This window comes from Verrucosispora sp. WMMD573 (genome assembly GCF_027497175.1).
In the GTDB taxonomy this organism is placed as follows: Bacteria; Actinomycetota; Actinomycetes; order Mycobacteriales; family Micromonosporaceae; genus Micromonospora.
The window spans coordinates 2,134,181-2,157,672 of sequence record NZ_CP114901.1; the positions used below are offsets into that span (position 1 = coordinate 2,134,181).

General features: G+C 72.6%; 27 protein-coding genes. 14 read left to right on the top strand and 13 right to left on the bottom strand.

Annotated elements, in window-relative coordinates; translation table 11 throughout:
* Nucleotides 1-40: 40 nt before the first annotated feature.
* Nucleotides 41-1,513 (bottom strand): hypothetical protein, encoded by a 1,473-nt coding sequence (locus O7601_RS09860; RefSeq protein WP_281565882.1) that lies wholly within the window; start codon nt 1,511-1,513, stop codon nt 41-43.
* Nucleotides 1,514-1,635: 122 nt separating this feature from the next.
* On the opposite strand from O7601_RS09860, the gene O7601_RS09865 reads away from it, so the two are divergent.
* Nucleotides 1,636-2,013, top strand: coding sequence for an NADH-quinone oxidoreductase subunit A (locus O7601_RS09865; RefSeq protein ID WP_093408387.1), 378 nt, complete (start codon nt 1,636-1,638; stop codon nt 2,011-2,013).
* Nucleotides 2,014-2,029: 16 nt separating this feature from the next.
* Here the strand turns inward: O7601_RS09865 and folP are convergent, their stop codons facing one another.
* On the bottom strand, nt 2,030-2,899 hold the full coding sequence (gene folP / locus O7601_RS09870) for a dihydropteroate synthase (RefSeq protein ID WP_281565883.1): 870 nt from the start codon (nt 2,897-2,899) through the stop codon (nt 2,030-2,032).
* Nucleotides 2,900-3,030: 131 nt separating this feature from the next.
* Here folP and O7601_RS09875 point away from each other — a divergent pair, with 131 nt between their 5' ends.
* Genes O7601_RS09875 through O7601_RS09890 form a run of 4 tightly spaced genes read left to right on the top strand, consistent with a single transcriptional unit; the run spans nt 3,031 to nt 5,486 of the window.
* Nucleotides 3,031-3,714: a DivIVA domain-containing protein gene (locus O7601_RS09875; RefSeq protein WP_281565884.1), complete on the top strand. Its 684-nt coding sequence runs from the start codon at nt 3,031-3,033 to the stop codon at nt 3,712-3,714.
* The gene (locus O7601_RS09880; RefSeq protein ID WP_281565885.1) at nt 3,711-4,208 is read left to right on the top strand and encodes an SRPBCC family protein; all 498 of its coding nucleotides are present in this window, start codon (nt 3,711-3,713) and stop codon (nt 4,206-4,208) included. Before O7601_RS09875 ends, O7601_RS09880 begins: the two co-directional genes overlap by 4 nt.
* A gap of 59 nt (nt 4,209-4,267) precedes the next feature.
* Nucleotides 4,268-4,858 (top strand): DNA-3-methyladenine glycosylase I, encoded by a 591-nt coding sequence (locus O7601_RS09885; protein ID WP_281565886.1) that lies wholly within the window; start codon nt 4,268-4,270, stop codon nt 4,856-4,858.
* Between the two features lie 4 nt (nt 4,859-4,862).
* Complete coding sequence (locus tag O7601_RS09890; RefSeq protein WP_281565887.1) at nt 4,863-5,486, top strand: hypothetical protein; 624 nt, start codon at nt 4,863-4,865, stop codon at nt 5,484-5,486.
* 96 nt (nt 5,487-5,582) lie between these two features.
* Here the strand turns inward: O7601_RS09890 and O7601_RS09895 are convergent, their stop codons facing one another.
* Nucleotides 5,583-6,374: an enoyl-CoA hydratase-related protein gene (locus O7601_RS09895; protein ID WP_281565888.1), complete on the bottom strand. Its 792-nt coding sequence runs from the start codon at nt 6,372-6,374 to the stop codon at nt 5,583-5,585.
* Entirely contained in the window at nt 6,371-7,195 is an 825-nt protein-coding gene (locus tag O7601_RS09900; RefSeq protein ID WP_281565889.1) for a PaaX family transcriptional regulator C-terminal domain-containing protein, read from the bottom strand. Before O7601_RS09900 ends, O7601_RS09895 begins: the two co-directional genes overlap by 4 nt.
* 190 nt (nt 7,196-7,385) lie before the next feature.
* Between O7601_RS09900 and O7601_RS09905 the strand changes: the two genes are divergently transcribed.
* Both O7601_RS09905 and O7601_RS09910 read left to right on the top strand, forming a co-directional pair.
* A complete protein-coding gene (locus O7601_RS09905) occupies nt 7,386-7,553 on the top strand; it encodes a DUF3117 domain-containing protein (RefSeq protein ID WP_013283866.1) in 168 nt (55 codons plus the stop codon).
* A 150-nt stretch (nt 7,554-7,703) separates the two neighbouring features.
* Nucleotides 7,704-9,170, top strand: a complete 1,467-nt coding sequence (locus O7601_RS09910) for a leucyl aminopeptidase family protein (RefSeq protein ID WP_281565890.1) — start codon at nt 7,704-7,706, stop codon at nt 9,168-9,170.
* Between the two features lie 82 nt (nt 9,171-9,252).
* On the opposite strand, the gene O7601_RS09915 is transcribed toward O7601_RS09910, so the two are convergent.
* On the bottom strand, nt 9,253-9,861 hold the full coding sequence (locus tag O7601_RS09915; RefSeq protein ID WP_281566860.1) for an O-methyltransferase: 609 nt from the start codon (nt 9,859-9,861) through the stop codon (nt 9,253-9,255).
* Between the two features lie 251 nt (nt 9,862-10,112).
* On the opposite strand from O7601_RS09915, the gene O7601_RS09920 reads away from it, so the two are divergent.
* Both O7601_RS09920 and O7601_RS09925 read left to right on the top strand, forming a co-directional pair.
* Nucleotides 10,113-11,432 (top strand): trypsin-like peptidase domain-containing protein, encoded by a 1,320-nt coding sequence (locus O7601_RS09920; protein WP_281565891.1) that lies wholly within the window; start codon nt 10,113-10,115, stop codon nt 11,430-11,432.
* A gap of 73 nt (nt 11,433-11,505) precedes the next feature.
* The gene (locus tag O7601_RS09925) at nt 11,506-11,925 is read left to right on the top strand and encodes a preprotein translocase subunit TatB (protein ID WP_281565892.1); all 420 of its coding nucleotides are present in this window, start codon (nt 11,506-11,508) and stop codon (nt 11,923-11,925) included.
* A gap of 186 nt (nt 11,926-12,111) precedes the next feature.
* On the opposite strand, the gene O7601_RS09930 is transcribed toward O7601_RS09925, so the two are convergent.
* The 3 genes from O7601_RS09930 to O7601_RS09940 all read right to left on the bottom strand — a co-directional run bounded on the left by O7601_RS09930 (nt 12,112) and on the right by O7601_RS09940 (nt 15,258).
* Complete coding sequence (locus O7601_RS09930; protein ID WP_281565893.1) at nt 12,112-13,260, bottom strand: P-loop NTPase; 1,149 nt, start codon at nt 13,258-13,260, stop codon at nt 12,112-12,114.
* A gap of 65 nt (nt 13,261-13,325) precedes the next feature.
* Nucleotides 13,326-13,955 carry a DUF1003 domain-containing protein gene (locus O7601_RS09935; RefSeq protein WP_281565894.1) on the bottom strand — a complete coding sequence of 210 codons (630 nt, stop codon included), beginning with the start codon at nt 13,953-13,955 and terminating at the stop codon, nt 13,326-13,328.
* Nucleotides 13,948-15,258 (bottom strand): CBS domain-containing protein, encoded by a 1,311-nt coding sequence (locus O7601_RS09940; RefSeq protein WP_281565895.1) that lies wholly within the window; start codon nt 15,256-15,258, stop codon nt 13,948-13,950. Before O7601_RS09940 ends, O7601_RS09935 begins: the two co-directional genes overlap by 8 nt.
* A gap of 108 nt (nt 15,259-15,366) precedes the next feature.
* Between O7601_RS09940 and O7601_RS09945 the strand changes: the two genes are divergently transcribed.
* Together O7601_RS09945 and O7601_RS09950 are read left to right on the top strand one after the other, a co-directional pair.
* Complete coding sequence (locus O7601_RS09945) at nt 15,367-16,236, top strand: PhzF family phenazine biosynthesis protein (RefSeq protein WP_281565896.1); 870 nt, start codon at nt 15,367-15,369, stop codon at nt 16,234-16,236.
* A gap of 22 nt (nt 16,237-16,258) precedes the next feature.
* Nucleotides 16,259-16,783: a hypothetical protein gene (locus tag O7601_RS09950; RefSeq protein WP_281565897.1), complete on the top strand. Its 525-nt coding sequence runs from the start codon at nt 16,259-16,261 to the stop codon at nt 16,781-16,783.
* A gap of 44 nt (nt 16,784-16,827) precedes the next feature.
* Here O7601_RS09950 and O7601_RS09955 read toward each other — a convergent pair whose 3' ends face one another.
* Nucleotides 16,828-17,538 carry an HAD family hydrolase gene (locus O7601_RS09955; RefSeq protein WP_281565898.1) on the bottom strand — a complete coding sequence of 237 codons (711 nt, stop codon included), beginning with the start codon at nt 17,536-17,538 and terminating at the stop codon, nt 16,828-16,830.
* A 108-nt stretch (nt 17,539-17,646) separates the two neighbouring features.
* Between O7601_RS09955 and O7601_RS09960 the strand changes: the two genes are divergently transcribed.
* Nucleotides 17,647-18,609, top strand: a complete 963-nt coding sequence (locus O7601_RS09960; RefSeq protein WP_281565899.1) for a DMT family transporter — start codon at nt 17,647-17,649, stop codon at nt 18,607-18,609.
* 16 nt (nt 18,610-18,625) lie between these two features.
* Here O7601_RS09960 and O7601_RS09965 read toward each other — a convergent pair whose 3' ends face one another.
* Nucleotides 18,626-19,345, bottom strand: a complete 720-nt coding sequence (locus O7601_RS09965; RefSeq protein WP_281565900.1) for a GNAT family N-acetyltransferase — start codon at nt 19,343-19,345, stop codon at nt 18,626-18,628.
* Between the two features lie 95 nt (nt 19,346-19,440).
* On the bottom strand, nt 19,441-20,265 hold the full coding sequence (locus O7601_RS09970; RefSeq protein ID WP_281566861.1) for an SDR family NAD(P)-dependent oxidoreductase: 825 nt from the start codon (nt 20,263-20,265) through the stop codon (nt 19,441-19,443).
* Nucleotides 20,266-20,375: 110 nt separating this feature from the next.
* Here O7601_RS09970 and O7601_RS09975 point away from each other — a divergent pair, with 110 nt between their 5' ends.
* Nucleotides 20,376-21,332: a CoA ester lyase gene (locus O7601_RS09975; RefSeq protein ID WP_281565901.1), complete on the top strand. Its 957-nt coding sequence runs from the start codon at nt 20,376-20,378 to the stop codon at nt 21,330-21,332.
* A gap of 54 nt (nt 21,333-21,386) precedes the next feature.
* On the opposite strand, the gene O7601_RS09980 is transcribed toward O7601_RS09975, so the two are convergent.
* Nucleotides 21,387-21,956, bottom strand: a complete 570-nt coding sequence (locus O7601_RS09980; protein ID WP_281565902.1) for a DUF4190 domain-containing protein — start codon at nt 21,954-21,956, stop codon at nt 21,387-21,389.
* A 190-nt stretch (nt 21,957-22,146) separates the two neighbouring features.
* On the opposite strand from O7601_RS09980, the gene O7601_RS09985 reads away from it, so the two are divergent.
* A complete protein-coding gene (locus tag O7601_RS09985) occupies nt 22,147-22,983 on the top strand; it encodes an SDR family NAD(P)-dependent oxidoreductase (protein WP_281565903.1) in 837 nt (278 codons plus the stop codon).
* 6 nt (nt 22,984-22,989) lie between these two features.
* On the opposite strand, the gene O7601_RS09990 is transcribed toward O7601_RS09985, so the two are convergent.
* The gene (locus O7601_RS09990) at nt 22,990-23,463 is read right to left on the bottom strand and encodes a DUF4190 domain-containing protein (RefSeq protein ID WP_281565904.1); all 474 of its coding nucleotides are present in this window, start codon (nt 23,461-23,463) and stop codon (nt 22,990-22,992) included.
* Nucleotides 23,464-23,492: the final 29 nt, after the last annotated feature.

Consider the following 23,492-nt stretch of genomic DNA (forward strand, 5'->3'; position numbering starts at 1 on the left):
GGTCACTTGCGGTGTTTCGCCGGGGCCGCCGTAATCCATATCACCGCACGTCCCAGCCAGGACGGTCCTGCGCCCGGGCCGGTCGCCGGGCTCGGAACCAGATCCCGCTGTCCGATTTCGGCGCGCCGGCGAGCGGGTCGTTCGCCTCGGTCCGGAGCGCCGCAGCGGTGGTCTCCCCGCCGCCGGTCCCGGAGGCGCTGGCCCGGCGCCGCAACCGCGCCGCGACCAGTCCGACGGCGAGGAGCATCAGCAGCGCCGACACCGTGATCAGCAGCATCGCCGTGCGTTGCCTCGACGTCGATTCCTCGGTGTCACCCGGTGCCGCCCCGGCCGGCCGCAGACTCGCCGTTACGGGCGGCGGCACCACCGCGAGCTGCTCGGGTGACGCCGCGGTGATCCGGAAGCTGAGCTGCATCCGCCGGTCGGCACCGTGGCGCGGGTCGAGCCGGCCGATCACCGCTCCGGACAGCGGTACGCTGCGCAGCGCCTGCGGCGTCGCCGTCACCGACAACCTGACTTCCTCGGTACGCCCCGACCGCACGGTGCCGAGCTCGCAGCGGGTACGGGTCGCCGCCGCCGCGACACAGCCGGCGGGTGGCGTCGCCACCGTGACCCCGGCGGGCAGCAGCACGTCGACCCGACCGCTGGCGTCGGCCCGACCGGTGTTGCCGAGCCGGATGAGAAATCCTTCGCTGGCGCCGTCGGCGTCGAAGGTGACCTCACCGGCCGACATGGTGATCCCGGGCGCGGGTGGACCGGGCGGGAACAGCACGGCGAAGCCCTCGTCGTCACTCGCGGTGCCGGCCGCGCCGGTGGCCGTCACCCGTACCGAGCCGGCCAGCGGCATGTTGCGCCAGGCATCGCCGTCGACCCGGATCCGCAGCCGGGTGCTGAACTGCGCGCCGGGTGCCGTGGTCCACTGCCCACAGCGGTACTCCCGGTTCCCGGCGGTGGCGCAGCCGTCCGTGCCGCCGTCGGAGAGCCCGGCCGGCAGGGTGTAGGCGAGGCGGACACCGGCGCTCGCGCTGCTGGTGTTGGTGACTGTCACGTTCAGGGTGGCCACCGTGCTGGCCGCATTCCAGTAACCCGAAGGCAGGGTGACGTCGCCCGTGGTGACCGTCACGCCGGCCGATACGGGCGGGGCGACGGTGGGCGCGGGCGGCCGGGTCGGCGGGGAGTATGTGGGCCGGGGCGGTGCCACGGTCGCGGCCGGGGGAGCGCTGCTCGGGACCGGTCCGCCGGTGGTGGCACCCGGTGTGGGCGTCGTCGACGGCGCGGCGGGCGTGCTCGTCTCGACCGGCGGCTCGACCGTCGGTGGCGGCGACGTCGGCTCGGGCTCGTCGGTCGGCTCGGCCGGTGGACTGTACGGCCCCGGCTCGGTTGCCCGGCTCGGCAACGCCACGGCCGCCACCGCACCTGGCGCCGCGCCGGCTCCGGCACCCAGCAGCAGGCCGAGGGCGCAGGCGGACGCGAGCGTACGACGCCGGGCGCGTCGTCCGGGCAGCCGTCCCATTGATCCTCCGGTGCTGGTGGTGCTCCCATGGTGGTCAGAAGTTGCCCTGGGACACTAGTCCCACTTGAAAAGAAGTTCGCGACGCGGCCATGGTCTGCCGACGGACGGTAGGCTGACCGACCGTGACCGGTTACCTGGGCTCGTACGCGACGCTCGGGCTGTTGCTGCTCGCTGGCGTGCTCTTCCTCGTCGTCGCGTTCACCGCCAACCGGGTGCTGCGCCCCGCCCGCCCGGCCGATCCGCCCGGCAAACGCGCCAGCTACGAGTGCGGCCTCGACCCGGTGGGCGGCGACTGGGCACAGATGCAGATCCGCTACTACGTCTACGCGTACCTCTACGTGCTGTTCGCCGTCGAGGCGGTGTTCCTCTTCCCCTGGGCGGTGGTCTTCGACCGGCCCGGGTTCGGAATGGTCACCGTGGTGGAGATGGCGATCTTCGTGGGTGTCCTCGCGCTCGGCCTGCTCTACGCATGGCGGCGCAACATCCTCCGCTGGACCTGACCGACGGCTGGACGGCTCAGGCGAGGCCGCGGCGGCTGAGTGTGGGTGGCCGATCGCCCCGGACGGCCGCGACCATGTCCAGCACCCGGCGGGTGGGCCGGACCTGATGGGCGCGGAAGACCCGGGCGCCCAGCCACGCGGAGACCGCCGTCGCGGCGAGCGTCCCCTCCAACCGCTCGGTGACCGGCAGGTCCAGCGTCTCGCCGACGAAGTCCTTGTTCGACAGGGCCACCAGCACCGGCCAACCGGTCGCGGCCAGCTCGCCCAACCGCCGGGTGATCTCCAGGGAGTGGCGGGTGTTCTTGCCGAAGTCGTGCGCCGGGTCGATGAGTATTCCGTCGGGGCGTACGCCCAGGGAGACCGCGCGTTCGGCGAGCCCGGTCACCGTCGCGACCACGTCCGCCACCACGTCGTCGAAGGCCGCGCGGTGCGGCCTGGTGCGTGGGCTGAGTCCACCCGCATGTGAGCAGACCAGCCCGACCCCGGTCTGCGCCGCCACCCGGGCCAGCGCCGGGTCCGCCCCCGACCAGGTGTCGTTGAGCAGGTCCGCGCCGGCCCCCACGGCCTCCACCGCGACCTCGGCCCGCCAGGTGTCGATCGAGATGACGACCTCCGGGAACGCGGCCCGTACGGCGGCGATGGTGCCCACCGTCCGACGGATCTCCTCGGCGACATCCACCTCGGTACCCGGCCCGGCCTTCACCCCGCCGATGTCGACGATGTCCGCGCCCTCGTCCACCGCCTTCTCCACCGCCCGCAGCGCGCTGTCGGCCTGGAAGGTCGAGCCCCGGTCGAAGAACGAGTCCGGAGTGCGGTTGACGATCGCCATCACCACCAGGTCTTCGGCACCGAACCGCCGAGCCCCGAGCCGCAGCACCCCGGCCACGCCACCTCCCACATCGCCACCCGCCACCGACGATCACGCCGCCGCCACACTGACGCTATCCGGTTGCCGGTTCGCGGTACGCCGCGCCGGGTGGGGTCGCCCCGTTCCCCTCGGCGTGCCACGATCAGTGCATGGGTCAGCTTCTGCTCCTGCTGGTCGTGGCGGTCACCGTCGCGGCGGTCGTGTTCGGCGTGACGGTGCTGGTCAGTGGTCGGGATCCCGGCCTGGCCCCGGTCGAGGCGGACGGACGGGCGATACCGCTGCCCGGCGACCGTCCGCTGCGTGAGTCGGACGTCGGCGAGGTGCGCTTCGACACGGCGTTTCGTGGGTACCGGATGACCCAGGTTGATCAGGCGATGCGCCGGGCGGCGTACGACATCGGGTACAAGGCCGAGCTGATCGGGGTGCTGGAGGCGGAGGTGACGGCGTTGCGGGACGGACGGATCGACGACGCCGACGCGCTCCGGCAGGCCCGCGAGCAGGCGGCCGAGTCGACCGAGGCGGGGCCCTCGCTCCCGGACCTTCCAGCGGCTGAAGGATCGACGATCGAGCTTTCGGTGGCTCCGGCGGTGGCCGAGACCGGTGACCGGCCGGGCTCGGGTCCGCAGATCGGCCCGGCGTCAACGGCGGCACCGCAGGCTGCGGCGGGAGCGCCGACGGAGCCGGCCGACGGCGATGGCCGGGCGGCCGGTGAGCAGCCGGTGTCGGCCGACGCCGCCCCCTCCGCCGCTGCCGACTCCGGTGGCAAGCCGGCTGACAGCGGGGCGCCGGGATCCGCGCCGCACGGTTCGGTGGTCCGGTCGGAGTCGGCGTGAGCGGCTCGGACGGCGCTGACGATCTTCGAGAGGCGGCCCAACCGGGTGCCGGTGAGGTCACCGCCACGGTGATCGTCGACGCGCCGGCCGAGAAGGTCTTCGCCGCCCTGCTGGCCTGGGAACGGCAGTCCGAGTGGATCCCGTTCACCACCGTCCGGGTGGTGGAGGGCGACGGTGGTGAGGGAAGCCTGGTCGAGGCGGTCACCTCGCTCGGCCCGGCGGTGCTGCGGGACGAGATGCGGGTGGTCCGGGTGGACGCGCCGTACGAGATCGGCGTGGTGCACTGCGGCACGCTGCTGCGCGGCCCCGGGGTGCTGCGGTGCACCCCGCTGGAGAGCGGGCGCACTCAGGTGGTCTGGCACGAGTGGTTCCACCTGCCGGGCGGGCCGGCCGGGCGGGTGGCCTGGCCGGTGCTCTGGCCCGGCTCCAAGTTCAGCCTCACCCAGGCGCTGCGACGTTTCGCCCGTCAGGTCGAGCAGGGCCGCCTGCCCTGACCGCGGTACTCCGCGAGGCGGCACCGGGTCTGTCGGAGGCGGAAACTAGCCTTGACGCCGTGACTGAACTGGTGATCGGTGCCGACGGGCTGGCCCGGTGCGGGTGGGGTGCCAGCACGCCCGACTACGCGGTCTACCACGACACCGAGTGGGGCCGCCCGCTGCACGGTGACGACGCCCTCTACGAGCGGATGACGCTGGAGGCGTTCCAGTCGGGTCTGTCCTGGCTGACCATCCTGCGCAAGCGGCCCGCCTTCCGGGCGGCCTTCGCCGGGTTCCGCATCGACACGGTGGCCGAATACGGCGAGGCCGACGTGGCCAGACTGCTCGCCGACGTCGGCATCGTCCGTAACCGCGCCAAGATCGAAGCTGCGATCGCGAACGCCCGCGCCGCACAGGAGCTTCCGGAAGGGCTGTCCGCGCTGCTCTGGTCCTTCGCCCCGCCACCCGGTCGGGCCCGACCGGGCTCCGCTGCCGCCGTGCCCGCGCTGACCGACGCCTCCACGGCCATGGCCAAGGCGCTCAAGAAACGGGGCTTCCGGTTCGTCGGCCCGACCACGGCGTACGCGCTGATGCAGGCCACCGGGATGGTCGACGACCATCTGACCGGCTGCCACGTCGTGACGTCCGCGACCGGCGTGATGGGATGAGGGCATGACGACCGACACCGCACACCGGGTGAACGGGGCGAGCCAGGCGGACGGCACGGGCACCTGGGCCGTGCTCCTGCCCGCCGGACGGTACGACGCCGAACGGCTCGTCCACCACGAGACGCTTGAGTTGACCGGGCTGGGCGGCACCGGCCTGCCCCGCTGCGGCGACCAGGTCGCGGTGCTGGCCGACGAGCCGCCGCGGCTGGTTGCGGTGGGCCGGGTCGCCGGCGCGGCGGCCCGACGTCCGGAGGACCCGGACGACCCGCAGTCCGACCGGGCACCGGACACACTGGTGATCGCGTACACCCGGCGGGCCTTCGACGAGCCGGTGCCGGCCGACGCACTGGTGCTCGGCGGGCCGGTCACGGCGCTCGACGCGGCGACGTTCCGCGAGCTGGTCGACCGGCTGGGTCCGGCACCGCAGCGCCGCACCTGGCTGGTCAGCCTGGATCTGCCGATCGAAGCCGACTCGCCGGCGGAGGCGGTCCGGCTGTTCTGGGCGTACGTGCAGGAGCTCGGCCCCCGGGAACTGCCCGCCTTCGTCTCACCCTCCGGTGACGAACTGGCCATGCAGGCGTTCGTGCTCGGCGCGGAGGCGAACCAGGACCCGGAAGAGGACGACTGACCGACCCGGACCCGGGGCCGCGGGTCAGTGGGCCGGCGACGACTCGACCGGCCGGCGGTGCGACTCAACGCCGCCCGCCGGCAGGCCGGCGGCGACTCAACGGCCCTCGAAGACCGGCTTCTGCTTGCCGACGAAGGCCATGGTGGCGGTCCGGTGGTCCGTGGTCGCGCCGCAGATGGCCTGTGCCTGTGCCTCGGCGGCCAGCGCGTCGGCCAGGGTGCCGGCGTCGGCGACGGAGAGCTGACGTTTGATCGCCCCGTAGGCCACGGTCGGTCCGGCGGCGAGCCGGGCGGCCAGTTCCTGCGCGGTGGGCAGCACCTGCTCGTCGTCGTCCGTCATCCGGTTCAGCAGCCCCAGCCGGCAGGCATCCTCGGCGCGTACCGGCTCGGCCAGCATCAGCAGCTCGACGGCCTTGGCATGGCCGACGAGTCGGGGCAGCGTCCACGAGGCGCCGGTGTCGGCGGCCAGCCCGACCTTTGCGAACGCCATCAGGAAGCTGGTGGACGGGCCACCGATGCGGATGTCGGCCAGGAAGGCCAGGGAGGCACCCGCTCCGGCGGCCATGCCCCGGACGGCGGCCACCACCGGCTTCGGCAGGTTGGCCAGCCGGGCGGCGATCGGGTTGTAGTGCGCCCGGACGGTGTCCAGCGGGTTGCCGTCTCCCGCCTGGAGGGTGTTGACGTGCTCACGCAGATCCTGGCCGGCGCAGAACGATCCGCCCGCCCCGGCCAGCACCACCGCCCGGCAGCCACGGTCGGACTCCAACTCGGCGAGGGTGTCCCGCAGCGCCTCCTTGAGCGCCACGTCGAGCGAGTTCATCGCCGTCGGGCGGTTCAGGGTGAGGGTGACGACGGCGTCGGTGCGGTCGACGAGCAGCGGCTCGGTCACGTCTGGCGGCCCTTCTGTCGGACTGTCCGGTGTCCACCGTCGAGACACTGCTCGACGTACCGGTCGGCGGACGGCCGGAGCCGGGCCGCGTGGCGGTCGAAGAAGCTGGCCGCGGCGATGCCGGGCCAGCGTTCGGGCAGCAGTGCCGGGGGCAGCTGCGGATCCCGGAACAGGAACGTACGCCATGCGTGCACCAGCCGGAATCGGGCCGCGTACGCCTCCTCGTCGCCGCTGCGGGCCGTGACGCCGGTCAGCAGCGTCCGCTGCTCGGCGACGAACTCCTCGTACGCCCGGCCGATCTCGGCCAGATTCCAGGCCCGGCGGACCAGGCCCATCGCGCCCGGCGTGCCGGCGGCGTGCGCGGCGCTGAACCGCTCGAAGCGTACGCCCGCCTCACTGAGCAGCAGGTCGACGTCCTCTGCCGGACGGGTGGCCACCCAGGTCTGTTCGTCCAGGGTGCCGTAGCCGAGGTACCGCAGGTTGGCGGCGAGTCGCTGGCGGTCCCGGCGTGCGCTCGGCGCGTCCAGCACCAACAGGTCGAAACGCCCGTCCCAGGTGACCCGACCGGTGCGGTAGATCCGGGAGGCGGCCTCGTCCAGTCGGCGGGCCGCCTTCGGTGTGATCGAATATCCGGGGCCGGAAGCCAGTCTGGTCGGTTCGAGCCAGCCCTGGCGCACCATTCGGGAGACCGCCGTCCGTACGGCAGGGGGCGCGATCCCGAGCGGCGCCAGCAGCTTGACCAGCGCGGCAACGGGTGCGCGACCACCCCGCGGCCGGAGGTGGTCGCCGTACAGGTCGAAGAGTGCCGACCGTGCCTGCATGACCGCACATTGTGACAGGCCATCTAAGGATAAGCTAGATGCTGTTACATCAATGCTGCTTCGGTTTGGGTCCGGCGGTGTTCATCAGGGAAAATCGTCGGTCGACACCCACGTGCAAGTTGCGGGTGGTCATGGCGAAGTGGCTGTGGGGCAACCCACCGACCCTGGTGTAGGTCTGAGGGGAGACAACATGGCGGCGATGAAGCCGCGGACGGGCGACGGTCCGCTGGAAGTCACCAAGGAGGGCCGGGGCATCGTCATGCGGGTCCCGCTGGAGGGCGGTGGCCGGCTCGTCGTCGAGATGACTCCCGACGAGGCGACTGCTCTCGGTGACGCGCTGAAGGCGGCCGCCGGCTGAGTGAGGCCGGTGCGTCGGCGACGCTCGCCGCCGCGGACAGTTCGTCTGATTCCTGGCTCTGAGCCACCGGTCCCACCGGTGGCTCAGGGCCGTCACACCTTCGCGCGGGTCGGTCCGCCGCGCGTCCGTCTTCAGGAGGTACGGCTCCGCGTGCTCGCCATCCGTCTGACCGCCGAGCCGGAGCGGCTCGACACCCTGGTCCTGCCCGTGCGGCCCGGTGCCGCCGACGACGCGCCGGCCGAGCAGATGCCGACCGGAGTGGCCCCACCCGACGGGGTCGCCGACGAGGTGGCCGTGCTGATCCCGGTGGCGCGGTTCCGCGGCCGGGCCGGTGACGTGCACACGCAGCTGCGACCCGGAGGTACTCCCCGCCGGCTGGTGCTGCTCGGTATCGGTACGGGGGACGAGGCGGCCTGGCGGGCGGGCGGGGCGGCACTGGCCCGTGCGGCAAAAGATGAGACTCATGTCACACTCGCTCTGCCGGCCGGGGTGGCCCCCGAGGCGGTGCGCGGGCTGGTCGAGGGGATGCTGCTGGGGTCGTACCGGTTCCGGCTGGGTGCGGACACCGACGCTCCCACGCTTACCGACGTCGACCTGGTGGTCACCGACCCCGAGGCGTACGAGCAGGCCGTCACCGTGGCGCGGACCACCGCCCGGATGACCCGACTGGCCCGGGACCTCACCAACATGCCCTCCTCGGTGAAGAACCCGCAGTGGTTCGCCGAGCAGGTCACCGAGGCCGTCGCCGACCTGCCCGGGCTCACGCTGCGGGTACGCGAGCCGGAGCAGCTGGCCGCCGAGGGCTTCGGCGGCCTCCTCGCCGTCGGTGGCGGATCGGCCAGCGGCCCACGCCTGGTCGAGCTGGACTGGCACCCCGCGGACGCCCGCACCCACGTGGTCCTGGTCGGCAAGGGCATCACCTTCGACACCGGCGGCATCTCCATCAAGCCCGTGCCGGCGATGAAGTTGATGCGCAAGGACATGGCCGGTGCCGCCGCCGTCGTGGCGGCCACCATCGGTGCCGCCACGCTGGGCCTGCCGGTCCGGGTGACCACACTTGCCCCGCTGGCCGAGAACATGGTCAGTGGGGCCGCGTTCCGGCCCGGCGACGTCATCCGGCACTACGGAGGCTTGACCAGCGAGACGACGAACTCCGACGCCGAGGGCCGGCTGGTCCTCGCCGACGCCCTGGCGTACGCCGTGCAGGAACTCAAGCCCGACCTGCTTGTCGACCTGGCCACCCTGACCGGTGCGAACGCGGTGGCGTTGGGTACCCGTACCGGCGCCCTCTACAGCGACAACGACCAGCTCGCCGAGGAACTGCTGGCGGCGATCAGCGCGGCCGGCGAGTCGGCCTGGCGGATGCCGCTGCCCAACGACTACGTCGAGCACCTCGGCAGCGACCTGGCCGACCTGCACAGCGCGCCGACACAGGGCGCCAGTTCCGTGCTGGCCGCCCTCTACCTGCGGGAGTTCACCGGCGACCTGTGCGACCGTTGGTTGCACATCGATATGTCCGCACCCTCCTGGAGCGAACGCGCCGACGCGGAGTTGACCAGGGGTGCGACCGGCTGGGGCGTACGCGGGCTGCTGCGCTGGTTGGCGGCGCTGGACTGACCGTGCCCACGGCGGGCCGGCTGGTCCCGCTGTCGGCCGCTGGGTACGGCTGCCGACCCGCCAGCCGGCCGGTCGCGTCGGTTCAGCAGCGCACCGCGGCCAGCAGCCCGTGGCCGACCGGCAGCAGCGCCGGAATCCAGTGCTCCGACTCGCGGATGGCCTTCACCGTCTCGCGGACGGTGACGGTCTCCTGGTCGCGGGCGGCCGGGTCGCCGATCCGACCGTCGGCCAGCGCACCGTTGAGCACCAGCACTCCGCCCGGCCGCAGCAGCCGCAGCGCGGCGTCCACGCAGGCGTTGAAGGCGGTCACCTCGGCGTCGACGAAGACCAGGTCGTACGCACCGTCGGCGAGTCGAGGCAGGACGTCCAGCGCCCGGCCGGTGATGATCCGGGTCCGGCCGGAGACGAAGCCGGCCTCGGCGAAGATGCGTCGGGCGATCCGCTGATGTTCCACCTCGACGTCGATGGTGGTGAGCACCCCGTCGGCCCGCATGCCGCGCAGCAGCCAGACGCCGCTGACGCCGGTGCCGGTGCCGATCTCGACCACCGCGCGGGCGTTGCCGGCGGCGGCGAGCAGGCGCAACGCGGCACCCGCGCCCGCGGTGACCGCGTCCAGACCGACCTCGCGGGCGAGGCTGCGCGCGGTCCGTAGGACGAGGTCCTCGGTGACGTACGACTCGGCGAACTGCAGGGCCGGGTTCGTCGAACTGCCGGAACCGGCGACCGTGGCGATGGGGCACCTCCGGGCGACGAGCGTGATGCGCAGGGCGGTTGGGCACTGTGACTCTAAAGGCGGCCCGTCCTGAGCGCAGCGGGGCATCCACCCGCGGTGACAACCGCTGACCCCGCGCAGCGCATCCGTGCAATCCTGGAAGCGGTGTCCCGTGGCCCGCGCCGGACCGCGGACGCGTGGATGCCGGGGACGGGAGTGGGAGGCACCGAGTGACCGACGGCTGGGACTGGCGCCAGCCCGGCGTGGGCGGAGCACCGGCCGGGCAGCCGGCGGCCGGACATCCGCCGGCCGGTGGGCCGGGGACACCGCAGGACGGCGGCCGTGCCGCGTCGCCGTGGTGGTCCGACGCGCTCGCCGATCCGTGGCGGGATCCGCACGCTCCGGCGGCGGTGGTGCTGCCCGCGGCCCCGGAGGCCGGCAGCGAGCCGGAACCGGTCACCGATCCCGATGCGGCCGGCCGGCCGAGGCTCCAGCAGCTTCTGCTCATTCCGCTGGTGACGGCCCTGTTGGCCGGCGCGCTCGGTGGCGCGCTCGGCTATGCGTTCGCGATTCGTGGTGGTGCGGGCGGTGCGGTGCTGGGGGCGGTCCCCGGTGCGGCGCCCACGCTCGCCCAGCGTCCACCGGAGTCGCTGGCCGGGGTCGCCGAGCGCGTACTGCCCAGCGTGGTCACCGTCCGGGTCGCCGGCCTCGGCGGCACCAGCGAGGGCTCGGGCTTCATCGTCAGTGCTGACGGCCACGTGATCACGAACGATCACGTGGTGGCCGGCGGTACCGGGAAGGCATCGGTCGTCTTCAACGACGGCAGCTCGGCCTCCGCGACCGTGGTCGGGCAGGATGCGGAGTCCGACATCGCAGTGATCAAGGTCTCCCGCGCCGGGCTGCGTCCGGTCGAGTTCGGCGACTCCGACACCCTGGCCGTCGGTGACCCGGTGCTGGCGATGGGTTCGCCGCTGTCGCTGGCGAACACGGTCACCGCAGGCATCGTCAGCGCCCTGGACCGGACGATGCATGCCGGGGAGCCGGGCGGCCCGACGCGCTACTACGCCGCGATCCAGACTGACGCCGCGGTCAACCACGGCAACTCGGGCGGCCCGCTGGTGGATGCGGCGGGGCGGGTCATCGGCGTCAACTCCACGATCAAGTCCCTGGTCGCCGAGGGGCAGGAGGCCGGCAACATCGGTCTCGCCTTCGCCATCCCGATCAATCAGGCGAAACGGATCACCCAGGACATCATCGGCACTGGAAAGGCCCGCCGTACGGTGATCGGCGCCCAGGTCGGCGGGCCCGGCTCGGGCACCAACGGCGCCGGCGTACGGCTCGCGACGGTCGAGCCGTCCGGACCGGCTGCCGGTGCCGGACTGCGCGCCGGTGACGTGATCCTGAAGCTCAACGGCCGGCCGATGACCGAGCCGACCGACCTCATCGCCCTGGTCCGCAAGTACGCACCCGGGTCGGTGGTGACGGTCGAGTACCGCCGGGGTTCGACCCGGCAGAACGCCTCGGTCACCCTCGCCGCGGACGCGAAGTGACCTCTCACCCCCTTCTGGCAGCGGCACCGACGTGCGTACTCTGGCTGCGGTAGCCGGGGGAAGGGGGCCGAGGATGTTCGAGAACCTGAACGTGTGGGAGGTCGGCGCGCTGCTGTTGCTGGCGCTGTTGATCTTCGGCGACCGGCTGCCGGTGGTGATCAGTGACGGGCTGCGGATGGTGCGCAACCTCCGCAACATGGCCCGCAGCGCCACCACCGACCTGAGCAAGGAGCTGGGCACCGACATCCAGTTGGAGGACCTGCACCCCAAGGCGTTCATCCGCAAGCATCTGCTCAGCGAGGAGGACGAGCAGGCGATCCGGAAGCCGATTCAGGGCGTCTACGACGGCCTGCGAGCGGACGTCACGGGCGTGCACGACGAGCTCAAGGATGTCGCGAACGCAGCCGACCCGCGCCGGTCCGGCCCGACTACGACGAGCACCGCCAGCCCCGCCCCGGCCCCCCGCGCGGTCGGTTACGACGACGTCACCTGACATTCACCGGTTGCCCGATGAGAACGACCGCGCCGGGCTCTGACCGACCAGCGCCCGCGCTGACCGACCAGCGCCCGCGTCCCGGCGCGCTCGGGTGAGTCTCATGGAACGGGCCGCCGGCAACGGCGTCGGCCGCGCCGAGGCCAACGCCACACCTCGCGGAGGGCCCGGCGCGGGCCGTCGGTGTCAGCGCCCGGCCGGCTTGAGGCCCAGCGGCTTGCCGAGCAGGGACTCGCGGCGCAGCGCGAGCCGGTCGGCCACCTCGCCGAGCGCCTTCGCCGCCGGGGAGTCCGGCTCGGCGAGCACGATCGGGTTGCCCTCGTCGCCCGCCTCCCGGACCCGGGTGTCCAGCGGCACCTGGCCCAGTAGTGGCACCTGCGCGCCGATGGTCTGGGTGAGCGAATCCGCCACCGTCTGACCGCCACCGGCGCCGAAGATCTCCATCCGGGAGCCGTCGGGCAGCTCCAGCCAGGACATGTTCTCGATCACCCCGACCACTCGCTGGTGGGTTTGCAGGGCGATCGCACCGGCCCGCTCGGCGACCTCCGCGGCGGCGGCCTGAGGGGTGGTGACCACCAGGATCTCGGCGTTCGGCAGCAATTGGGCCAGGGAGATCGCCACGTCGCCGGTGCCCGGGGGCAGGTCGAGCAGAAGCACGTCGAGGTCGCCCCAGTAGACATCGGCGAGGAACTGCTGCAACGCGCGGTGCAGCATCGGACCACGCCAGACCACGGCGGCGTTGCCCGCGGTGAACATGCCGATCGAGATGACCTTCACCCCGTGCGCCTGCGGCGGCATGATCATGTCTTCGACCCGGGTGGGCCGGCCGTCCGCACCGAGCATCCGCGGCACGGAGTGCCCGTAGATGTCCGCGTCCACCACGCCGACGGACAGGCCCCGGGCGGCCAGCGCGGCGGCCAGGTTGACCGTCACGCTGGACTTGCCGACGCCACCCTTGCCGCTGGCCACCGCGTACACCCGGGTGCGGGAGCCGGGCTGGGCGAACGGGATCACCGGCTCCTCGGTCGCGCCGCCACCGCGTAGCTTCGCCTGAAGCCCCTGGCGCTGCTCGGCACTCATCACGCCGAACTCGATCTCGACGCCGCTGACCCCGCTCACCGCGCTCACGGCCGCGGTGATGTCCGAACGCAGCTTGTCCTTCAGCGGGCAACCGGCCACGGTCAGCAGCAACTCGACCAGGACCACGCCGTCCTCGCCGACCTCGGCGGAACGCACCATGCCGAGTTCGGTGATCGGCCGGCGGATCTCCGGGTCGTTGACGGTGGCCAGGGCGGCCAGGACGGCGTCGTTGACGGTGCTGACGGGAGCTGACATGCCCGTAATGCTACGTCGACAGCGGGCCGCCACCGGTGCCGGTCAGAGCGGTGTGAGCGAGTCGATCAGCTCTCCGGGCGGTGCGAGGCCGCCCGGTCGTGACGACCGTCACCCGGTTGGTCGCCGTCCACCTCGTCGCGAGGCTCGTCCAACCCGTCACCACCGGTCCGGGCGGCCGGGTCCTCCCGGTGCCGGCGCTCCAGCCGCTGTCGCCGCTGCGCCGCCTCGTCCAACTCCTCGGCGAGCCGGGTCAGCTCGGAGCGGACGAAGTCCCGGGTGGCCACCTCGCCCAGCGCGATCCGCAGCGCGGCGATCTCCCGGGCCAGGTACTCCGTGTCCGCCTTCTGCATGGTCGCCCGGCGCCGATCCTCCTCCATCGCCACCCGATCGCGATCGGCCTGGCGGTTCTGGGCCAGCAGGATCAGCGGCGCCGCGTACGACGCCTGGATGGAGAGCACCAGGGTGAGGAAGGTGAAGGTGTACGGGTCGAAACGCATTCCCGCCGGAGCAAGGGTGTTCCAGAGGAACCACGCGCTGATCACCAGCGTCATGTAGACGATGAAGTTCGCCGTGCCCATGCCACGGGCGATGCCCTCGGCCCAACGTCCGAACGTCTCCTGGTCCACCCGGGGCAGCTTGAATCCCCGGGGCTCCCGTGGCAGGTCCAGCCGCTCCGCGCGCCGCTGTTCAGTCATGGCCACCGTCCGTCGCCGGTTCCGGAACGGCCGAGCCCGTGGTGCCGTTCGGTAGGCCGCTCGACGCCGCGTCCCGGTCCCGCCAGTCCCGTGGCAGCGAGTGATCCAACACGTCGTCGACGGTGACGGCGCCCACCAGCCGGTTGTTCCGGTCGATCACCGGCATGGCCACCAGATCGTAGGTGGCCATCCGACGGGTGATCTCCGGCAGTGGCGTGGTCGGGCGCAGCGGATCGATGTCGTTGACCACCACCCCGCCGAGCAGGTCGGCCGGGGGTTCCCGGAGCAGCCGCTGGAAGTGCACCATGCCCAGGTAACGGCCGGTGGGCGTGGCCATCGGCGCGCGAGCCACGAACACCTGTGCGGCCACCGCCGGGGAGAGTTGAGGCTCCCTGATCCGGGCGAGAGCCTCCGCCACCGTCGCGTCCGGGGGCAGGATGACCGGTTCGGACGTCATCACGCTGCCCGCCGTGCCCGGCGTGTACTTGAGCAGCTGCCGCACCGAATCGGCCTCGTCCGGCTCCATCAGGTCGAGCAGCACGTCCTGTTCCGGCGGCGGCAACTCACCGAGCAGATCGGCGGCGTCGTCCGGGTCCATCTCCTCCAGGATGTCGGCGGCCCGCTCCCGGTCCAGCGCGGCGAGAATCTCCACCTGGTCGTGCTCGGGCAGCTCGCTGAGCACGTCCGCCAACCGCTGGTCGTCCAGGGCCGCCGCGACCTCGTTGCGCCGCGCGTCGGGCAGGTCCTGTAGCGCGTTGGCCAGGTCCGCCGGACGCATGTCCTCCAGCACGGCGAGCAGGTTGGCGGTGCCCCGGGTCTCCGCCACACCACTGAGCCCGCGTACCTGGTTCCAATCGACCTGGTGCAGGTGGCCCCGGCGAGCCAACCGACCGGTCTGCTCGCGAACCGCCACCCGGGTGAGCGACCACTCGCCACTGCGACTGCACTCCATCGCGACGTCGACCACCGACGCCGCGCGGCCCTCCGGGGCGACCTGCACCCGACGATCCAGCAGCTCCTGAAGAACGAGCAGCTCGTTCGGCCGCTTCTCGAACCGGCGCAGATTCAACGTGCCGCTGCCCAGCACGATGGCGTCGGCGTCGATCGAGGTGATCCGGTTGATGGAGAGGAAAATCCGTCGGCGCATCGGCATCTCGGCGACCAGACCCACGACCTCGGGCGGCCGTTGACTCGCGCGCAGCCGGGCCACCGCGTCGCGTACCCGGCCGACCTGGTCGCCGTTGGGGTCGAAGACGGCGACTCCGGCAAGTCGGGCGATGTACACCCGGGTCGGCGTGCTCACGGGCACCAGCCTAGGGGGTAGGTCGACGACCCGGCCGGCGATGGTCCAGGGCCGGCACGGCACGGCAGTGGCCCCGGCGTACGCCCTGAGGGCCTAGTGTCTATCAACATGTCGACCTTGGCTTACGAGATCGTGGACGTTTTCACCGACCGTCCGTACGCCGGGAACCCGCTCGCGGTGGTCTTCGGCGCGGACGGGCTGGCGACCGACCAGATGCAGGCTCTGGCGCGGGAGTTCAACCTGTCGGAGACGGTCTTCGTGCTGCCCGCCACCCAGGTCGGCGCCACCTACCGGGCCCGGATCTTCACGCCGGTCGACGAGTTGCCGTTCGCCGGCCATCCCAGCGTCGGCGCCGCGGTCACCGCCGCCCGCCGGGGCATGTTCCCGACCGGGCAGGTCTATCAGGAATGCGGTGCCGGCGTGCTGCCGATCGAGGTGAGCGGCGCTGCCGCCATCCTGACCGGCGGCAGCCCCACCCTCGGGCCCGAGCTGGAGCCGGAGCCGCTGCTGGAGATGGTCGGGCTCGGCGCTGAGGACCATCCCGGTCCAGCCCCGCGGGTCGCCGGCTGCGGCCTGGAGTTCCCGTTCCTTCCGGTGCACCCCGACGCCCTCGCCCGGGCCCAGGTGAACCCGGTGGCGGCCGGGCGGTACGGCATCGAGCATGTCAGCGTCTTCTCCTGGAACCCGGCGACCCAAACCGCGCACGCCCGGGTCTTCGTCCCGGGTCTCGGCGTACCCGAGGATCCGGCCACCGGGTCGGCCGCGCTCGGTCTCGGGGTGTGGCTGGTCGCCAGCGGCCTGTTGACCGGCGAGGGACGATCGTCGTACACCGTCCTTCAGGGCGTCGAGATGGGCCGGCCGTCCTTGCTGGCCTGCGCCGTGACCGTAGCCGGCGGTGTGGCGGTGGGCGCGAGCGTCGCAGGTCAGGTCATGCCGGTGGCCCGGGGAGAGATCCTCGTCCCGCCGTTCGTCGGCTGACCGCCGACGCGGACCGGCCCGGATGCGAGAGGATGCCGCGGTGACCGACGAACGCGAGAACCACCCCCTGGTCGACGAGGCGATGAAGAAGGCCTCGGTGGCCTGGGTCGCGGTGGCGGGCCGCCCGCCACTCGCCCTGTGGTGCGTACCCCTGGAGTCGGCGCTGTTCGTGGTCAGCGGCCCCGGCGAGCAGGCCGCACCCGGGCTGGCCGAGGCCGACGAGGCCCAGGTGACCCTGCGCGGTGACCACGGTGGCCGGATCGTCACCTGGCCGGCGCAGGTCAGCCGGCTGACACCCGGCACCGAGCAGTGGGACACGCTCGCCCCGCTGGTGGGGGCCAAGCGGTTGAACGCGCCGGGACCGACCACCGAACTCGTCGCCCGCTGGGCTGCCGACGGCTGTGCCCTGGTGCGACTCGCGCCGGCCGGCCAGCCGGCGCACGGCAGCGAGCTGCCGGCCGGATCGCTGGCCGAGCCGCCCCGGCCGACGCCGGCCGTCCGGGCCACCCGTCGGCCGTTCCGGCTGCACCGTGTCCGACGGCGCTGACCCGCCGGCCGCCGAGGCGACGCCCGTCCGGGGCACGTGCGTGGCTACGCCGGTGCGCCGACCGGGCTCGGCGCCTCGTCGACCAGGTCGACCACCTCGCGGAGGGACCCCAGTGTCCGGCCGGCCCAGGCGGCGTCGAGGTTGAACACCAGATGGTCGGCGAGGTCGGGCGAGGCGAGTCGGGCCGCGCTCAGGCCGGCGCGCTGCGCACCTGTCAACTCCTGGCTGCCGCCGTCACCCACGTAGAGGCAGTCCGCCGGAGACAGGCCCAGTCGCGCGCAGGCGGCCAGATAAAGGCTCGCGTCCGGCTTGCATCGCCCCACCTGCACGGAGAACACCTGGACGTCGAGCAGCGGGGCGATCGCCAGCTCGGGCAGGAACGCCGGCAGCTCGTGGGTGCAGTCGCTGATCACACCAGTGCGTACCCCACGTCGCCGCAGCGCCCGCAGGGTCGGTACGGCCTCGTCCCGTAGCCGGGTGTCCGCGCGTACGGCCCGGTGCCGGGCGGCGGCGGCAGCCCGCACCGCCTCCGCGGAAGGGTGTACGCCGGCCTGCTCGCACACCCAGCGCAGGGTCGCCTCGACCGTGTCGAAGCGCCCGCTGGCGCGTTCGTAGAAGCTGCGGTCGAGCACCTCAAGGAAGGTGGCCGGCGGGCAGCCGAGCAGTTCGGCGGTGCTGAGGTGACCCTTGCCACGCTGCACCGGACGGGTCAACGTGCCGAAGAAGTCGAACAGCACCGCCCGGAACCTGGGCATGGCAACCGCCTCCGGGCGGACGGGGAGGAGCCCTGACGAGGACGCGCATGAGCGTAACCGAACCTTGACGGAAAGGGGCGTCCGGGCGACGTGTGAAGATTGCACCTCGTGGTCCCCGAACCCCATCGTCCCCCGCTTGACCTGCGGACCGGCGCGGCTCTTGCCGTGGCCGTCCTCGCCGTCTCGTCATCCGCGCCGCTGATCGCCTTCGCCGCCGCGCCCGCCCTGGCGGTCGCGTTCTGGCGCAACGTGCTGGCGGTCGCCGTGCTGAGTCCGTTCGCGCTGACCCGCCGGCGGTCCGAGTTCCGCTTCGTGGCCACCGGCGTCGGCCGTCGCGAGGGCATGTTCTGTGTCCTTTCCGGGGTGGCACTGGCGGCACACTTCGCCACCTGGATGCCGAGTGCGAAGCTCACCTCGGTCGCCGCGGCAACGGCGCTGGTGGCCACCCAGCCGGTCTGGCAGGGGCTGATCGCCCGGGCGCAGGGCCGCCGCCTGCCGGTGGGTGTCTGGGCCGGCATCGGGGTGGCGGTGGCCGGGGCGGTGCTGGCGACCGGAGCCGACTTCACGGTCTCCGGCCAGGCTTTCGCGGGCGATCTGCTGGCGCTGGCCGGTGGGCTGTTCGCGGCGGTGTACACCGCGCTGGGGGAGCGTGCCCGGGTCACCGTGAGCAACGCCACCTACACCACCATCTGCTACAGCGTGTGCGGGCTGATCCTGCTGGTGGTCTGCCTGGTCGGCGGGGTTCCGCTGAGCGGCTTCGACACCGGCACCTGGCTGGCCGTGCTCGCCCTGGTCGGCGGGGCGCAGCTGCTCGGCCACTCGATGTTCAGCTACGCGCTGCGGCGGGTCTCGGCCACCACGGTCAGCGTGCTGATCCTCCTGGAGGCGCCCGGTGCGGCGCTGATCGGCTGGGCGTGGCTGGGTCAGCTGCCCGACCCGGTGACCCTGCCCGGCCTGTCGCTGCTGCTGGTCGGTGTGGCCGTGGTGGTGTTGTCCAGCGCCCGCACGGCCCGGCGTACGGCACGGGTCAGTACGGCGGTGCCGGCGGACGCCGCCCCGGTCCGCGACTGAGCGCAGCCTTGCCCGGTCACACCTCGTGCACCTCCAGCACCCGGGTCTGCGGCGCGGTCTCGCCCAGCGTCCCGCGCAGCGCGGTCCGCTCCGGGTCAGCCAGGAACGCCTGGTAGCCGGCCCGGGTGTCGAAGCGGATGACGTGGACCTCGGTACGCCCGTCGCCGGTGCGCAGCCGCCGTTCCAGCCGCCCGCCGTGCCGGGGCAACAGCGCGAGCACGGTGTCCTCGTACCGTTGCCCGGCCTCGACCGCGCCGTCGGGCAGCTCCACCAGTGCGACCAGGCGCACCGCGGCGGCCGGGTCGGTGACCAGCGACTTCCAGAACTGGTGATCGACGTGGCCACCCGGGATGCCCTCCCGGCGACCGGTGTCCAGGTAGCCATGCCGGCGGTAGAAGCCCGGAGCCTGGAACGAGAACGAGGCGACCGAAATCTCCGTGCAGCCGCGTCGTCGGGCCTCCTGCTCGGCCGCCGCCAGCAACCGGCCGCCCCAGCCTTCGCCACGGCGATCAGCACGGACCCAGACCATGTTGATCCCCGCGCAGGTGCCCCAACTCCAGCCGGTCAACCCGGCCACCAGTTCGCCGTCCGCGTCGGTGACCCGGACGGACAGCTCCGCCTCGTCGGCGACGCCGGTGGCCCGCTGGTTGAAGGCGGTCAGCTCGGCATCCAGCCGGGCGGTCAGCTCCTCGTCCTTGCCGAGCACCCGCAGGTTGACACCCTCCGTGACGGTCATGGCGCGAAGTATGGCAATGTTTCCCGACCGGGGCGACCCGGTTGCCCCGCGCGATGCGGCGCAGGCCAAGCGACCCGCTTGCGCCGCGGGGGCCGTCAGTCCGGGATGCCCACCGCGGCGGCGCTGGCCGCCCAGAGCCGCGCCGCGAGCCGCGCATCGGCCGCCTTGGGCCAAGGACGGCGTGGCCGGCAGTCGAAGTAGTAGGCACCGCCCGTCAGCCGGGACCGGTCCTGGTTGGCCAGCCACACCAGCGTCTGCGCGCCCTTCGCCGGGCTGCGGAACGGCAACAGACGCATGCCCAGGGCGACCACCCGGCTCTCGTTGCCGAAGCGGGTGCGGACCACCCCGGGATGGAAGCAGTACGAGTCGACCCGGGGCCACCGCCGGGCCGCCTCGGCGGTGAACAGGATGTTCGCCTGCTTGCTGGTGCCGTACGCGGACATCGGGCGGTAGCGGCGCAGCGACGCGTTCAGGTCGTTCGGGTCGAGCGTGCCGCTGCGATGCGCGCCGGAGGCGGTCACCACCATTCGACCCACCCGGTCGGCCAGCAGGTTGGCCAGCAGGAAGGGCGCCAGGTGATTGGCCTGGATGGACAGCTCGAAACCGTCGACCGTGGTGACCGGCTGGAGCACGATCGCGCCGGCGTTGTTGGCCAGCACATCGATCCGGTCGTACGCGGCGCGCAGCCGCTCGGCCATCTGCCGCACGTCGTCGAGGACGGCGAAGTCGGCGCGGAACACCTCGGGCCGCTCCCCGGAGGATTCGCGTACCTCGTCGGCGGCAGCCCGCAGTCGGGCCGGATCCCGGCCGACCAGGACGACCCGGTCGCCCCGGCAGGCGAGATCGATGGCGGCGGCCAACCCGATGCCGGAACTCGCTCCGGTGATCACGACCAGTCGACGGTCAGTGACATCTTCCACAGGTCCATTCACCGCGGTCACGGCACGAGGTTACCGTGGCGTCACAAGCGCCTTTGGGATCGTTAAGCAAGGGGGCGGCGGACCTGCCGTACCCGAAAGGAGCGCCGCCGATGGCCGTTGTTGGGCGTCCCCGTCGGTCCTGTCTCGCCGTGCCCGGATCGAGCGTCAAGATGCTCGGCAAGGCCCAGGGACTCCCGGCCGACCAGGTCTTCCTCGACCTGGAGGACGCGGTCGCCCCCCTGGCCAAGCCGGACGCCCGCAAGAACATCGTGGCCGCGCTGAACGAGGGCGACTGGGCCGGCAAGACCCGGGTCGTCCGGGTCAACGACCTCACCACCCCGTGGACGTACCGGGACGTCATCGACGTGGTGGAGGGGGCGGGGGCCAACCTCGACTGCGTGATGCTGCCGAAGGTGCAGAACGCGGCGCAGGTGCAGTGGCTGGACATGACCCTCGCCCAACTGGAGAAGACCCTCGGCCTGGAGGTGGGCCGGATCGGCATCGAGGCGCAGATCGAGAACGCCGCCGGCCTGGTCAACGTCGACGCCATCGCCGCCGCGTCGCCACGCGTCGAGACGATCATCTTCGGCCCGGCCGATTTCATGGCCTCGATCAACATGAGGTCGTTGGTGGTCGGCGCCCTCATTCCTGACTACCCGGGCGACCCGTACCACTACATCCTGATGCGCATCCTGATGGCCGCTCGGATGCACGACAAGCAGGCCATCGACGGCCCGTTCCTGCAGATCCGGGACACCGACGCGTTCCGCGAGGTCGCCAAGCGGTCGGCGGCGCTCGGCTTCGACGGCAAGTGGGTGCTGCACCCCGGGCAGATCGAAGCCGCGAACGAGGTCTACTCGCCGGCCCAGGCCGACTACGACCACGCCGAACTGATCCTCGACGCGTACCAGCACTACACCTCGGAGGCGGGTGGCCGGCTGGGTGCGGTGATGCTCGGCGACGAGATGATCGACGAGGCTTCCCGCAAGATGGCCCTGGTGATCGCCGCCAAGGGCCGGGCAGCCGGCATGACCCGCACCACGACGTTCGACCCGCCGGCCGAGTAGCCCTACCACTCACCCCACGCCCGCCCCGACCTCGGCCGGGGCGGGCGTGGCTGGTCAGGTGGTGGAGGACGAGTTCGCGATGGCGAAGGCGATCGCGATGGCGTAACCGATGATCACCAGCGCGAGCAGCCCGGTGAGGACCCAGCCGACGATGATGGCGGCCTTGGCCATCCCCTCGCCGCTCTCACCGGTCTCCCGGATCTGGCGCATGGCGACATGTCCCATGATGGCGCCGACCGGGGCGGTGATACATGAGCCGATCCCGATCAGGGAGAGGACCAGGGCGACGATCGCCATGGTGTTCGTCTTCTGCTGCGGGTAGCCGTACCCGGGCGGGGGATAGCCGTAGCCGGGCGGGGGCGGCGGGTAGCCGGCGGGTTGAGCCGGCGGGTAAGCGGCGGGCTGAGCCGGCGGGTAACCGGTCGGCGGGTACGGCGCGGCGGCCGGGTCCGACTTCATACCGGCGTACGGGTCGGCGTGCGGCTGGTACGGCTCGTACCCGGGAGGCTGCGGTGGAATCGGTGGCTGCGGGCTGACCGGCAGGGTCGGGTCGGCGGGTGGGCCGGACGGCTGGCCGGTCGATGCGGGGTCCGGCCAGCCGCCGGCCGGCGGGGGTTGCGTCATCGGGCATCTCTTCCGTCGCGATGATGTGGCGCAGTCAGGGTAGTCACCGTCGCGCACCCCGCGACGCGCCCGGCACCGGGTGCGCGTTGCCCGACAGCGGCGGGAAGGGCAGGATCTCGGCATGGGGATTGACGCGCGTGCGGCGGACCGTTCCGGCAACAGACCGAGACGGGACGTCAGCCGACCGGGCATGAGCCGGCGGCCACGCTCCGCCGCGGCACCGGAGCCCGGCGACCAGGATGCTCCGGCGGCACTGCCCGAGCCGGTGACCATGCGGCTGGATGGCAAGGTCGCGCTGGTGACCGGGGCGGGCAGCCCGGACGGCATCGGCTACGCCACCGCTCGCCGGTTGTCCGACCTCGGCGCCCGGGTGGCGATCGTGTCGACCACCCGGCGCATCCACGAGCGGGCCGGTGAGCTCGGGGTGACCGGTTTCGTCGCCGACCTCACCGACGAGTCGGAGGTGGGCGCGCTGGCCGACGCGGTGGCGGAGCAACTCGGCGATGTCGAGGTGCTGGTCAACAACGCCGGCCTGGCCAGCCGGGCCAGCCCGGAGGTGCTGCGTCCGGTCGCGCAGCTCAGCTACGAGGAGTGGCAGGGCGAGATCGACCGGAACCTGACCACGGCCTTCCTGTGCAGCCGGGCCTTCATCGCCGGGATGGCCGAGCGCGGTTGGGGCCGGATCGTGAATCTGGCCGCGACCGCCGGTCCGGTCAACGCATTGCCCACCGAGGCGGCGTACGCCGCGGCCAAGGCGGGCGTGGTGGGCCTGACCCGGGCGCTGGCCATGGAGATGATCGCCGACGGAGTGACGGTCAACGCGGTGGCCCCGGGCACCATCTACACCGCGGCCTCGACGATGGCCGAGATCAAGCAGGGTCTGGGTACGCCGGTCGGACGCCCCGGTACCCCCGACGAGGTGGCTGCGGCGATCACGTTCCTCTGCTCACCCGCCGCGTCCTACATCACCGGGCAGATGCTGGTGGTCGACGGCGGCAACAGCGTCCGGGAGGCCCAGTTCCGCTGAACGGGCTCAGGTGCTGGTGCCGTCGGAGCCGGCCCAGATCGCCAGTGCCAGCCAGCCGCAGCAGGCCAGCAGGAAGAGGCCGGTGAAGATGTAGCTGAGGATCAGGCCCCAGGTGGCCAGCTGCTCGCCGTCCTCGCCGCTGCTGCGCAGCTGCCGCTTGGCCAGCTGACCGAGGGCGATGCCGGCGGGAGCGAAGACGAAGGCGAAGACCAGCGACAGGATGGCCAGTACGTTGGTGCCGCGTCCGCTGCCCTGGCCGGCCGGCGGTCCGTACTGCCCGTAGGGCACCTGCGGGGCGTACGGCGGTTGTTGCCCCCACTGCTGGCCGTGTGGCGGCTGCCCGGGATGCTCGTACGCCGGCTGTCCGTACGCCGGTTGCTCGCCCTGCTGCCCGTACGGTTGGCCGTACTGCGGCTGCTGCCCGCCCGGCGGTGGCTCGTAGGGCGACGGTGGTTGGTCCGGCTCCGGTGGTTGGCCCACGCTCTCCTCCTCCGTACCGACCCACGCTT